11 protein-coding genes are annotated in these 13,869 nt (G+C 36.5%); 5 read left to right on the forward strand and 6 right to left on the reverse strand.

Annotated features, from left to right (window positions below):
• Positions 1–125: 125 nt before the first annotated feature.
• From AO058_RS15690 to recR, 4 genes are all read right to left on the reverse strand, one after another.
• The gene (locus AO058_RS15690) at positions 126–1,466 is read right to left on the reverse strand and encodes a dihydrolipoamide acetyltransferase family protein (RefSeq protein ID WP_075327399.1); all 1,341 of its coding nucleotides are present in this window, start codon (positions 1,464–1,466) and stop codon (positions 126–128) included.
• A 212-nt stretch (positions 1,467–1,678) separates the two neighbouring features.
• Positions 1,679–1,960 carry a type II toxin-antitoxin system RelE/ParE family toxin gene (locus tag AO058_RS15695; protein WP_075327400.1) on the reverse strand — a complete coding sequence of 94 codons (282 nt, stop codon included), beginning with the start codon at positions 1,958–1,960 and terminating at the stop codon, positions 1,679–1,681.
• 91 nt (positions 1,961–2,051) lie between these two features.
• Positions 2,052–2,219, reverse strand: a complete 168-nt coding sequence (locus AO058_RS18435) for a hypothetical protein (protein ID WP_156858152.1) — start codon at positions 2,217–2,219, stop codon at positions 2,052–2,054.
• 36 nt (positions 2,220–2,255) lie between these two features.
• Positions 2,256–2,873 (reverse strand): recombination mediator RecR, encoded by a 618-nt coding sequence (gene recR, locus AO058_RS15700; RefSeq protein WP_075327401.1) that lies wholly within the window; start codon positions 2,871–2,873, stop codon positions 2,256–2,258.
• 184 nt (positions 2,874–3,057) lie between these two features.
• Here recR and AO058_RS15705 point away from each other — a divergent pair, with 184 nt between their 5' ends.
• Positions 3,058–4,503 (forward strand): sodium:solute symporter, encoded by a 1,446-nt coding sequence (locus tag AO058_RS15705; RefSeq protein ID WP_075327402.1) that lies wholly within the window; start codon positions 3,058–3,060, stop codon positions 4,501–4,503.
• Here the strand turns inward: AO058_RS15705 and AO058_RS15710 are convergent.
• Complete coding sequence (locus tag AO058_RS15710) at positions 4,474–4,836, reverse strand: CoA-binding protein (protein WP_075327403.1); 363 nt, start codon at positions 4,834–4,836, stop codon at positions 4,474–4,476. The two genes, AO058_RS15705 and AO058_RS15710, sit on opposite strands and share 30 nt — an antisense overlap.
• Positions 4,837–5,238: 402 nt before the next feature.
• Between AO058_RS15710 and AO058_RS15715 the strand changes: the two genes are divergently transcribed.
• The 3 genes from AO058_RS15715 (at position 5,239) to AO058_RS15725 (ending at position 10,481) form a co-directional block, all read left to right on the forward strand.
• Positions 5,239–7,596: a TonB-dependent receptor domain-containing protein gene (locus AO058_RS15715; protein ID WP_075327404.1), complete on the forward strand. Its 2,358-nt coding sequence runs from the start codon at positions 5,239–5,241 to the stop codon at positions 7,594–7,596.
• A 215-nt stretch (positions 7,597–7,811) separates the two neighbouring features.
• Positions 7,812–8,117 (forward strand): hypothetical protein, encoded by a 306-nt coding sequence (locus tag AO058_RS15720; RefSeq protein WP_075327405.1) that lies wholly within the window; start codon positions 7,812–7,814, stop codon positions 8,115–8,117.
• Positions 8,118–8,198: 81 nt separating this feature from the next.
• Positions 8,199–10,481 carry a TonB-dependent receptor gene (locus tag AO058_RS15725; protein WP_075327406.1) on the forward strand — a complete coding sequence of 761 codons (2,283 nt, stop codon included), beginning with the start codon at positions 8,199–8,201 and terminating at the stop codon, positions 10,479–10,481.
• Positions 10,482–10,550: 69 nt separating this feature from the next.
• Here AO058_RS15725 and AO058_RS15730 read toward each other — a convergent pair whose 3' ends face one another.
• Positions 10,551–12,182 (reverse strand): ABC-F family ATP-binding cassette domain-containing protein, encoded by a 1,632-nt coding sequence (locus tag AO058_RS15730; protein ID WP_075327407.1) that lies wholly within the window; start codon positions 12,180–12,182, stop codon positions 10,551–10,553.
• Between the two features lie 177 nt (positions 12,183–12,359).
• On the opposite strand from AO058_RS15730, the gene AO058_RS15735 reads away from it, so the two are divergent.
• On the forward strand, positions 12,360–13,778 hold the full coding sequence (locus tag AO058_RS15735; RefSeq protein ID WP_075327408.1) for a TlpA family protein disulfide reductase: 1,419 nt from the start codon (positions 12,360–12,362) through the stop codon (positions 13,776–13,778).
• Positions 13,779–13,869 lie beyond the last annotated feature (91 nt).

Below are 13,869 nucleotides of genomic sequence, written 5' to 3' on the forward strand. Positions count from 1 at the left end.
GCTTCGGGATGTTCAGCTTCTAATACGTTTGAAATACCAACATCTTAGATCCTGAAACCAGTTCAGGATGACGGCTAAAAAAACCGGCTAATCTTAGCCGGTTTTTTCTTTGAATTTCTTTGAATTTATATCTCCCGGTCTTTGTCAAATCCTTCAAGATATTGGGCTACACGTTGTACAAATTGGCCTCCAAGCGCTCCATTTACAACCCTGTGATCGTAACTGTGAGATAAGAACATCTTATAACGAATTCCAATAAAATCGCCATCTGGCGTTTCTATAACAGCCGGCACTTTTCTAATGGCTCCCAGGGCAAGAATTGCAACTTGCGGCTGGTTAATTATAGGAGTTCCCATAATACTTCCAAAAGTTCCTACGTTGGTTACGGTATAAGTTCCCCCCTGAATATCGTCTGGCTTTAATTTATTCTGGCGTGCCCGATTAGCAAGGTCATTGACCCTTTTAGCAAGGCCAACAAGGTTAAGCTGATCGGCATTTCTAATTACCGGTACTATTAGGTTTCCATCTGGAAGAGCTGCAGCCATCCCAAGATTAATATTTTTCTTCTTAATGATCTTATCGCCATCTACCGAGATATTGATCAATGGGAAATCACGAATAGCTTTTGCCACGGCCTCCATAAAAATTGGAGTAAACGTAAGTTTTTCTCCTTCTTTTTTCTGAAAATCGTTTTTGTGCTTGTTTCTCCAGTTCCAAATATTGGTAACATCTACTTCGATAAAAGATTGAACGTGGGCTGAAGTTTGAGCGCTATCAACCATATGGTGTGCGATCATTTTACCCATTCGGCTCATTTCTATAATCTCGTCTTCTCCTGAAGGAACTACTTTTTCAGACTCGGCTTTGGCGCTGGCCATTTTTCCGGTATCTGCAGAAGGTGCCTGTTTTGCTTTTGGCTTTTGCTTGGCAGAAGTTCCTTTCTCACGGTTTTCAACGTAAGCTAAAATATCATCTTTAGTCACCCGATTATCTTTACCGGTACCTTCTACTTCTTCTAACTCGTCAAGGTCTATACCTTCTTCTTTTGCTATATTCTTTACCAGTGGAGAGTAAAACCTAGAAGCATCAGAAAAATCTTTACTTCCCGCAGTTTCTTTTGCAAACTCTACACTTTCAGCTACTTCGTCAGCATACTCCTCTTCTTCGCTTTCATCGTCAAGATCAAGATCTAATTCATCATCACCTGCACCGGCTGGGATTTCTCCATCAGTTTCAATAATAGCTATGGTTTGGCCTACCTGTACTACATCATCGGCTTCAAAAAGTTTCTCTACCAATTTCCCCTCTACTTCGCTGGGAACTTCGCTATCAACTTTATCGGTAGCGATTTCCAATACCGGCTCGTCGGCTTCAATGGTATCTCCAACTTCCTTTAACCAGTTGGTAATAGTTGCTTCGGCGACACTTTCGCCCATTTTTGGTAGCTTAAGTTCAAACTTTGCCATATCTATAATTGAAAGCTTATTTTAAGGTTTATGCTTGCGAATTTAATGAAAATTCAACTTTAAAAGTATTAAAAAATCAATAAAATGAATTTTCGTTATAAATTTTCTGTTTCAGAAAATATTTTCGCACCTGGGTAAAATTACAATTTCAAAAGCTGAAACTAAATTTTTCAGTAGAAATATTATTGATTAAGTGGAAGTTTATCGGAATCCTATCGTGTATCAAAAACATGGAGAATCCTAATAAGAGTTTGATTTGGAACGCTATAAAAAATAGAATTATGCTTTGTTACCACACATTTATAGAACCTCTTTTCTTTTGAGAGTGCAGGAAACTGATAAAGATTTAACTTAATTAACTCTACCGAATGGTCTAAGGTATTAAAGAAATTTTCACTAACTGTTTTGCTCCAATTATTTTCAAGATAAGCAAGAATATTGTCTAAGTCTTTTATGGCTGAAGCAGCCCAAATAACTTCCCTTTTAGAAGTCATATTTATCTTTTACTCTTCTTGCAACTTCTTTATGAGGAGCTCCTGCTGCACTACCTAAACTTTTTTCAGCATCTTCAATTCTTTTCTTTTGCTAATCAGGCATTAAATCCCACTCCTCATGGTGATAATCGGTTTGCGGTTCCTCAATATTTTCTTGGTGATGAAAATTTTCAAGTAACTCTTTAACTTGAAGCAATTGAGCTTCATTAAGTCCCTCCAACTTTTCAATAATCGCTTTTTTAAATGCTGAAATTTCCATCTGTTTATTTTTTAGCGCGAAGCTCACTTAAAGATATCAATTTTTAGCAGAATTTTCAAACGGAACCCTGTTGGTAATACTTCTTCCTAAAGTCACCTCATCGGCATACTCCAGTTCATCTCCTACCGAAATTCCTCTTGCTATTGTTGAAGTTTTAATACCGATACCTTCCAGTTGCCTGTAAATATAAAAATTGGTAGTGTCTCCTTCCAGCGTGCTGCTTAAAGCAAAAATGATCTCCTCTACTTTTCCTGCCTGTACTTTTTCTATTAAAGGTTTTATGCTAAGCTGAGAAGGGCCAATACCATCCATCGGACTTATTTTGCCCCCAAGAACGTGATAATGCCCCCGGTATTGATCGGTGTTTTCAATAGCCATTACATCGCGAATATCCTCTACCACGCAAACAATTTCTGAATTTCTGGAAGGATTAGCGCAAATAGCACACAAATCTGTATCGCTAATATTGTAGCAGTTTTTGCAAAGTTTTATTTCGGTTCTTAATTTAGTAAGTGCATCTGCCAGTTGTTTGGTCTGCGATTCGGGCTGTTTTAGCATATGCAATACCAGCCTTAAAGCGGTACGCTTCCCAATGCCCGGAAGTTGAGACATCTCATCTACAGCCTGTTCCAATAGTTTTGAAGAAAAATCCATACTGCGAATTTATGATTTTTACTCGATAATCTAGATTTAAATCTACCAGCCGGCCAGAATGGAAAAACAATTTTCAGATCCAAATCTTTAGAGCCTGCCTGGAGGTTCTTCATCGTTCCTTTTAAGTAAGCGGGTAAAAGTTTAAGCTTAATTTGTAAATTCGCCACTTCACAAAATCATCGCTATGCAGCCCTACCAGATTTTAATTTTAATCGCCGCTTATTTCGGACTTTTATTTTTAGTTTCTTTCTTTTCCAGTAGAGCGGGTAGTAATGCCGAATTTTTTCGTGCTAACCGGGAATCGCCGTGGTATATTGTGGCTTTTGGGATGATTGGTGCTTCGCTTAGCGGGGTTACCTTTATTTCCCTGCCGGGTACGGTAGCTACAGATAGTTTTAGTTATTTCCAGGTAGTTCTGGGTTATACCGTGGGTTATGCCGTTATTGGACTGATTTTACTGCCGCTTTATTATCGATTAAATCTTACTTCAATTTATTCTTACCTGGAAACCCGCTTCGGAAAATATTCCTATAAAACCGGGGCTTCATTTTTCTTGCTTTCAAGGATAGTTGGCTCTAGTTTCAGGCTTTTTTTAGTAGCAAATGTTTTACAACTTATCCTTTTTGATGAATTAGGAGTTCCATATTACGCTACCGTTTCAGCAACCATTTTCTTAATTTGGTTATACACTTTTAGAAGCGGAATTAAAACCGTAGTCTGGACAGATACCCTGCAAACATTTTTTATGTTGTTGTCTCTTGGAGTAACTTTAATTGTGGTTTCAGATGAATTAGGAATTACGGCCGGGGGAATGATGAATCATCTTTCAGAAAGCGGACTTACAAAAATCTTCTTCTTTGAAGACTGGAAAAGTAGCGATCATTTTATTAAGCAATTTGTAAGTGGAGCTTTTATTGCGATAGTAATGACGGGTCTCGACCAGGATATGATGCAGAAAAACCTAACCTGTAGAAACCTGAAAGATGCACAAAAAAATATGTTTTCGTTTACTATTGTACTTACCATTGTAAACATGATGTTTCTTATTCTGGGAGTTTTACTTACCCAATACGCCGATTTGAGTGGAATTGATGCGATTAAAGATGAGCTTTTTCCTGCAATTGCAACGGGAGGTGAATTAGGCATTGGTGTAGCTATTCTTTTTATTTTGGGACTTATCGCTGCGGCTTATTCCAGTGCCGATGGTACTTTAACCGCGCTTACTACTTCTTTTAGTATTGATATTTTAAATATTGAAAAACGCTATGAAGAAGCCAAACAAATGAGAATTAGAAAGCAAATTCATATTGTAATCTCTATTTTATTCATAGCCGTAATGCTAATTTTTAAATATGCGATAGCAGATAAAAGTGTGATTAACAAACTGTTTGAATTTGCCGGATATACTTATGGCCCGCTGCTGGGACTTTATACGCTTGGTTTATTTACCAATATTAAAGTAAAGGATAAACTAGTGCCTATAGTTGCAATTCTCGCGCCTGTTTTATCCTATCTAATTAGTATAAACAGCCTGGTTTGGTTTGGGTTTGAATTTGGGTTCTTTATTCTAATTCTAAACGGATTCCTAACCCTGTTGGGATTAATATTGATTCGTACCAAGCATCACTAAAGTACAGGCAATTTCAACTTCAATATTATTTTTTCTCAGAATTTGGTAAAATTCAGGATTTTCTGTTCCGGGATTAAAAATTACTCGCGTAGGATTTAGAGAAACAATATAATCGTAATATTCCTCCTGTCTTGGCGGACCTAAATAAAGGGTAACAGTATCAATATCCTGAAAAGGAATTTTTTCGGTTTCTATTTTTACTCCTGCAACTTCGCCCTTCCTTAAACCAATAGCAACTGTAGGTTGATTATACCTTACCAAACGTTCTATCGCAATATTAGAATAACGGGAACGATTAAGAGATGCGCCGAGTACTAAAGTTTTTTTCTCCATATAACAAATCTAAGGTTTCAGGACAAGTGTAACAAAAATACTTCCCTATAGTCTTTAGGATAGCTTAGTTGCGGGAATATAGATGTGATGGTTAGTAAACCCGTAATTTTAGCGGCCCGTATTTCTAAAATACGGGCTTTTTTTAAAATTCTTTCTAAAAATCTGTAACAATTCATTTTTCTGCTCGTCTTTATAATAGAGGAAAGATCAAAATTTTTGAAAATGCACGTTTATCTATTATGCAATACAAAGTATAAGGTATAACATTCAAGGGGTCGTTCGTCAATCAAAAACTGGTAAGTTTTATTCATCAAAATTAAGAATTTGCCAAAAGAAACATTCTGGTATTATGCAATACAAGGATTTATTTTAAACATACTAATCATCAAAATCAATCAAAAAATGAAACAGTTATTTTTAATTTTAGCATTATGCATCAGCAGTTTTACTGCAATGGCTAACGAACCCGTGGGCAAAATTTCGGGTTCTGTAATAGATGGCGACCTGGAAGAACCAATCCCCTACGCTACCATTAGTATTACAGATATGGAAGGAAACCTGGTTTCAGGCAATACTTCTTCTGCCGATGGTACTTTCTATATTGAAAAGATCACAAACGGAGCTTATATGTTTAAAGTTCAGTTTATGGGATATAAAACCTTTTCTAAACAAATAGAAATCACTAAAGACCAAAGCTCTCATAATTTTGGTACGATTAAATTAGAACCAGATGTTGCGATGCTAGACGGTGTTACCGTGGTGGCAGAGCGTACCACCATAGAGCAGCGAATAGACAGGAAAGTAATTAATGTGGGGAAAGACCTTACCACTACCGGCGCCAGCGCTTCAGAAATTATGAATAACGTACCTTCTGTAAATGTAGATCAGGATGGAAATATTGCGCTTCGCGGAAACTCTAACGTGCGTATTCTTATAGATGGGAAACCAACCAATATGGATCCTGCGCAATTGTTAAAACAAATTCCCTCAACCTCGATAAAAACCATTGAATTAATTACCAATCCTTCGGCAAAATATAACCCGGAAGGGATGAGTGGAATCATCAATATAGTATTGCATAAAAATGCCAACGATGGTTTCAACGGAAATTTAAATACCGGTGTTACTATTGGTGAGAACACCCGTTACAACGGTTCTCTTGATATGAATTACCGGAAAGGAAAATTCAACTTTTACGGAAATTTTGGCGCTCAGTTTGGTGATCGCAACAATCTTGGAAGAATTAATTTCACAGAAGATAATTACCGACAGGCTTTTGATATTACCAACAGAAGAGAATCTTATTTATACAAAGTTGGGGTAGATTTCTATCTTAACGACAAGAATACATTTTCATTTTACACCAACCAAAATCATTACGATGGTGGACCGTTAGGAGCTTTAAGAATTATTTATCCTAATAATTCAGAGCTTAATTTAGCGCAGAACCTTAATGCAAATTTCAATAATATTAATAGCACCTACAATTTCGCTTACGACCGAAAGTTTGAAAAAGAAGGGCATAAAATTATATTCGAAGTAGATTATAACACGTTTGAAGAAGAGGAAAATTCAATCTTTAACTTTGAAGGAGACACCGAAGGTTTCACAGCTTACCGTGACCATGTGAATGGAAGCCGGGAAAATATTATCGCGAACGTAGATTATGAAAATCCCCTTTCAGAAAATAGTAAACTTGAGGTTGGCGCTGAAGCCAGGCTTTCAGATACCGATAATGATTACAGTACCACCAGCGACTTTTTAAACGATGCCACCTACCAGTATAAAAGAGATATTTATTCGTTTTATACCACTTACGGACAAAATTTTGAAAAGTGGTCTTATCAGGTTGGTGCAAGATTGGAAAACTTTAGTGTAGATGCCATCTATAATGGTGAAAAAGTCTTTAACGACGATTACTTTAATATTTACCCTAGCGGATTCCTGAATTTTACTCCAAATGAAACAAATTCCTATCAATTAAGTTATAGCCGAAGAGTAGATCGTCCCGGTTTTGGCCAGGTGAGTCCTATTCGCGAGATAAGCACACCCAGGTTAACTGTTTCCGGAAATCCAGAATTAGATCCGCAATTCACCAATTCCCTTGAATTTAATTATACCCGAAAATTTACTAAGAAAGGAAGTTTGACTGCAGGTGTTTTCTTTAGAAATATTAATGATGAAATCAGCCAGGTTTTTATAGAAGATCCTAATGAAGAAGGTTCGCTTTTACTGCAATTTGACAATTTTGAAGATAATAATGCTTATGGACTGGAACTGGGATCCAATTATAAATTCACCAATTGGTGGAGCACAAATACCAATTTTGAATTATACAGCCAGCGATTAAAAGGAGTAGTTGGCACCGAGTATTTGGAAACCGATAACACCGCCTGGACTTTTAGAACCAATCATAGTTTTAAAGCAACTGATAAATTAACCTTCCAGTTATTCGGATTTTACCGAAGCAAAGCTAAAAATCTTCAAATGGATATGGACCCAATGTATTTTATGAATCTTGGCGGGCGCTACACCTTTCTTGATGATAAAGCCACGCTTAGCCTAAACTTTAACGATGTTTTTGATACGCAGGAATTCAGCTTTACCAATGGCCGTCCCCTACCACAAACCGGAAGATTTAAAGGTGAAACCCAAAATGTATATATAGGTTTCTCCTATAGATTTGGCGGTGGCAAAAACAGGGCATTAAAAAGAAAACAAAGAGACGACAACGAAGCCGAAGGCGGTGGAATGTTTTAGAAATAATAGTTTGTAGTTTAGTTTGATTAGCCAAAAAACCCGGTAATAGTTTACCGGGTTTTTAATTTAACATTAATTCGGCTCCAATGTGATTTAAGTCACATTCCATTACCTACAATTACATTTATCTTTGCATTTAAATGGAAAGAAGAAGCACATTTATCATTTTACTATTCACGTTAGTTATGCTGTTTAACAGCATAAAGAGTGGTTTTATGATAAGCTTCTACCTGGTAAATAATTCAAGTTTTACTGAATTATTCTGTGTTAATACAGACAAACCAGAAATGGAATGTAATGGAAAGTGTGAAATCTCCAAATTAAGTAAAGATTCTACCACCAAAGAGAAACCAACACATCTTGATTTTTTACAACGGCAGGTAGTTCTCTTTTTCAACCCAATGCAACAACTGGAAGTTTTTCAATTTTCAGAAGAAGAAAAAACTCCAGTAGCTTATTTAAATAATTATACCTACCAATACTTACCAAAGTCTTTCCATCCACCTTCTCTTAAAGCTTAATTTTTTCAGATTTATCATAAAAATCCATCGGTAAAAACCGGCGGATACAATCTACTTATATCAATTTTTAAATAGAATTAAATGAGAATTTTAAGCATATTATTATTCCTATCCTCTAGCCTATTACTACAAGCGCAGTCTAAAATAAGTCTTGTAGATGAATTTAGTATGGAACCTATAAAAGATGCAACTATACAGGTTAAAGGCAGTAGTAGAGCAGCTGTGAGCAACAAAAATGGAGAGGTTTTTATAAATTTTTCTGAAGAAGATACGCTTCAGATAAGTCATTTAAAATACCGAAAACAAAATATTTCAAACCTCAAACCGGGTGAGGTTATCTACCTGGAAAGATTCACTTTTAGAATTAGTGAAATCCTTCTCCTGGGAAATCCACAAATAGATCCAGCACAGAGCCTGGTAAAAACTAATTTTAGAGACAAAGTGGTACAACCCAAAAATGCCGGAGAGCTTTTTAGCGATATCAACGGGTTTTCACTTATTAAACGAGGTAGTTACGCTATGGATCCCAGTATGCGTGCCAGCCAGTATGAACAATTAAACATTCAGTTTGACGGTGGTACTAAAGCAATGCACGCCTGCCCAAGCCGCATGGATCCCATTACCACCCTGGTAAATCCCGAGGAAGTTAGTAGAATTGAGATCATTAAAGGCCCTTTTAGCGTTAGATACGGAAATACTTCTGGTGGAATTATTAATTTGGTAACCGACAATGCAGTGGAAACCACAGATACATTTTCCGGCAGCGTTTCTTCGGGATACGAAAGTAACGGGAATTCTATGGTAAATATGGTTCAACTGGAAGGCCGCCTAAATAAATGGGATCTATCAGGAAATTTTAGCCAAAGAGATTATGGCAATTATGAAGATGGAGAAGGAAGAAGCATTCCTTCCTCCTTCCGAAGCCTGGGTTATAATTTGGAAGCAGGTTATTCTTTTAACGAAAGTAATAGGTTAAAAGCAGGCTTTCGGCAATCCTTTGGTCGCGATGTAAAACACGCAGGATTAATGATGGATACCGATGAAGATAATAGCAGTATTTTTAGCCTGGATTATAAGTACAGGGCTGAGGCGGGAAAATTTAAAGGTTTAACTGCAAAGCTCTACTACTCTTTTGTAGACCATATTATGGACAATTACAAGCGTCCTTCTTTTAATCGAATTGAAGCAATTTCTATGGTAAAGGCAACGACCTATGGTGGAAAACTAGAAGCCGAATGGAAACTTAACAACAAGTGGCGGCTATTTTCTGGAATAGATGTTACAAATCTCTCTCGTGATGGGCAAAGAGAACGCCTGGTTAAAATGAATATGACCGGCGAAGCTTTAGCAATGCCTATGGAAGTCAAGGATAAGGTTTGGCAGGACAGCTATATAAATGATTATGGTGTTTTTGCCGAAACCAGGTTTATACTCAACAAGAAAAACATTTTTAATTTTGGAGCTCGTATAGATCATATTGTTTCAGAAAGCCGTGACCCAGAGGAAAGTTTTGCTGAATTATACCCGGAAATTGGAAAGCGCAACGAACAACTTTTTAGTGGAACTGTAGCCTATAAACACCTATTAAAAGAGAATTATTCCCTGGAGCTCTCCTACGGAAGAGGTGCCAGGCCGGCAAATATGGAAGAACGCTATATTGCATTTTTCAATATTGGAAGAGATCCTTATGAATATGTAGGAAATCCTAATCTGAAACCTGAAGTGAATAATCAATTCGAACTGGGCTTTAAAGGAAAAGAGGTATATATCGGAACCCTGAAAAATTTCAACTTCTCTGTAAGTGCATTTTATTCAATTTATGAGAATTATATCGTTGGTTTAGTAGATGAAAGCTTAACTCGAAAGAATATGCCAACTCAACCGCCTGTGCATCCAAAAGTGTTTAGAAATCTTGATGAAGCCTACAAGACAGGTTTTGAACTCTCGGGAGAATTGGTGTTTAAGTCCGGTATTAAACTGGGCACAGGCCTGGCTTATACTTACACCCAAAACGAAGATCTTGAAGAGTCGCTACCGCTTTCTCCACCATTGGTGAGCAGATCACGAGTAGAATATGAAAATTCTAAGTTCTGGACCGGGATTTATTACAACATCACCGCAGATCAGGAGAATATTGCTCCTTCCTTTGGAGAGACCAGAACTCCAGGTTATAGTTTAATGGATCTAAAAGCCGGAACTACCGCTATTAAAAACCTAAATATTGGTGTGGGAATCCTAAATGTTTTTGATAAATATTATTATAACCATTTAAATTTCGCTTTTAATAACCAGGCAGATTTCACCCGTCAACCAATCACCGAACCGGGTAGAAATTTTACGATTTTTATTAATTATAATTTCTAATTAAAGGCTATTACAAAATAAAAAATCCCGCTATCTGCGGGATTTTTTATTTTTACAATTCAAGTTGTTTTAAGCCTCTACAGCATACATTTTATCACGTTGCTCTTTGATCTTTTTATCACTCATATATTCATCAAAAGTAGCATAACGGTCTATAGCTCCGCCTGGTGTTAGTTCAATTACACGGTTGGCAACTGTTTGTGCAAATTCGTGATCGTGTGTGGTGAACATTACCGTTCCTTTAAAATTCTTTAGCGAATTATTAAAAGCAGTAATAGATTCCAAATCAAGGTGGTTTGTAGGTTCGTCTAACATTACAACGTTAGCCCGCATCATCATCATTCGGCTTAACATACAACGTACTTTTTCACCTCCAGAAAGAACTTTACAAGTTTTTAGTGCTTCTTCCCCACTAAATAACATTTTACCTAAAAATCCGCGTATATAAACTTCTTCTCTTTCCTCATCGGTTTTAGCCCATTGTCTAAGCCAATCTACCAAAGTAAGATCATTTTCAAAAAACTCCGAGTTATCTAGCGGAAGATAAGATTGAGAAGTGGTAACTCCCCAGGAATATTTACCAGATACCGGTTCCTGGTTTCCATTTATAATTTCATAAAAAGCGGTGGTAGCTCTAGAATCTCTAGAGTAAACTACAACTTTATCACCTTTTGCAAGGTTGATGTTCACATTTTTAAAAAGCGTTTCGCCTTCTATAGAAGCTTCCAGTTTCTCTACATTTAAGATCTGGTCTCCGGCTTCACGTTCACGTTCAAAAATAATTGCAGGATACCTTCTACTGGAAGGTTTTATATCTTCAATATTAAGTTTATCAATCATTTTTTTACGGGAAGTAGCCTGTTTAGATTTGGCTACGTTCGCGCTAAAACGCTGTATAAATTCCTGTAATTCTTTCTTCTTTTCTTCAGATTTTTTATTCTGCTGAGCACGCTGTCTAGCGGCAAGTTGAGAGGACTCATACCAGAAGGTATAATTACCACTGAAATGATTTATTTTTCCGAAGTCGATATCAGAAACATGGGTACAAACAGCATCTAAAAAGTGACGGTCGTGAGAAACCACGATCACTGTGTTATCATAATTTGCCAGAAAATTCTCTAACCAGGAGATGGTTTCATAATCCAAATCATTGGTAGGCTCATCCATAATTAGTACATCTGGATTTCCAAAAAGTGCCTGCGCCAATAACACCCTAACTTTTTGTGTACCATCAAGATCTTTCATTAAAGTAGCGTGGTGTTGCTCTTTTATCCCTAAGTTAGAAAGTAAAGAGGCGGCATCACTTTCAGCATTCCAGCCGTTCATTTCTTCAAATTCAACCTGCAAAACCCCTACTCTTTCTCCATCGGCATCGCTAAAATCTTCTTTCATATAGATTTCATCCATCTCCTTTTTAATCTTAGCTAAAGGCTTATTTCCCAGGATTACGGTATCTAAAACCGGCGTATCATCATAAAGGTTGTGATTTTGCTCCAGTACAGACATTCGCTTTCCCGGCTCAAGATGAACACGCCCGGAAGTAGGCTCAGATTTTCCTGAGAGGATATTTAAAAAAGTAGATTTTCCGGCGCCGTTGGCTCCAATAATCCCATAGCAATTGCCCTGGGTAAAAGTGGTGTTCACTTCATCAAACAAAACACGCTTGCCAAATTGAACCGAAAGATTTGATACTGAAAGCATAAAAATAGAATTTGAAAATTTTTGCAAAAATAGCCAAACTTCAACACTTATCTAAAGATTAACGTTTTTATTATTCTTTTAACTCCCGATTAACATTCATGGTATTTGGCTCAGACTATATTTGCGGATGATGCCAAAATCAATAGCATTTCAAGTCCTTAGTTCTTAAAGATCTGCATGAAATATTATTTACTTTTTTTTCTTATCGGAGTTATATTATTTACCGGTTGTAATGACTCTCAAAAAGACCAGAAAGGAACTTTTGTTGGCGGTCAAATTATGAACCCTTACAACCCCTATTTTATTCTTTCCAAAGATAATGAGACCATAGATACGCTCTTCCTGGATCAAAATAACCAGTTTGGGAAAAATTTTAAAGGTTTAGAAGCCGGGATTTATAGTTTTAACCACCCGCCCGAAAATCAAATTATGTATTTGGAGCCCGGTGATAGTGTTTTGGTTTGGTTAAACACTATGCAGTTTGATGAATCGCTTAATTTTAGCGGTCCTGGAGCTGCTAAAAGCAGTTTTTTGCTAGATATGTTTCTTAATAATGAAAGGAACAATAACTTAATGCTTTCCTATTATAAAATAAATCCCAACGAGTTTGCCGGAATTACCGATTCTATTAAAAATAAAAGGAAAAATAAATTAGAAAAATTAAACGAAAAGAAGAATTTTTCTGAATCGTTTTTAGACCTCGCCAATAACAGTATAGATTACGATTTTTACCATCTTAGAGAACGTTACACGTTTTTAGTAAAAAAATACTATAACGAACTAGCCCAGCAAATTCCAGATGATTTTCACGATTACCGCGGCTATCTTAACTTTAACGACACCAAGCTTAAAGAGTATTACGGTTATCTTAATTTTATTGAAGATTATCTAAGAACCCGTTCTATTGAAAGATGCCTGGAAGAGTATGACACCAATGCAGATTGCTTTGAATTACACTCGGTAGACAATATTCAATATCGAATTAGCCTTGCCGATTCACTGATAGAAAAAAGCGAAATCAAAAATATATTTATAAACCGCCTGGCAATTCAAGGAATGGTATTTTCTAACAATGCTGAAAAGATTGACAGTATTCTGGGTATTCTTGAAGACATTAAGTTTAATGGAAAAAATCTTCCCGACTTAAAACAAATGGCCGGAATTCAAAAAAGCTTGCTTCCGGGGAATAATATTGGAAATTTATCTTTAACCAATTTTCAAGAAGATACCGTTTCGCTAAAAGAAATTTCAGATAAACCCATAGTTACCTATCATTGGTCTATGGAAGCACCAGAACATTATAAATGGCAACATTCTATTATTTCTACCTTACGGGAAAAATATCCTGAACTGGAATTTGTAGGAATTAATATTGATAACGACTCTCAACAATCCTGGAAGAATACTGTAGAAGTGTATGGGATGAATAAAGAGCGAGAATACAAATTAAATTCGGCTAACATCAATGTTAATCTACTCAAAAACTACCTCAACAAACTTATTTTTATAGATACACAGGGGAATATAGTAAACGGTGAAGCACAACTTAACACTCCTAATTTTGAAAGACAAATTTTGGAGTTTTTGAACAATTAAAAAGGCTATTTAGAGAGTTCTTTTAAATTTATCGTCATCCTGAACTTGTTTCAGGATCTAAGATGTTAGAAGCTGAAATAAATTCAGCTTG

It is taken from the genome of Salegentibacter sp. T436, assembly GCF_001932675.1.
Classification (GTDB): Bacteria; Bacteroidota; Bacteroidia; order Flavobacteriales; family Flavobacteriaceae; genus Salegentibacter; species Salegentibacter agarivorans.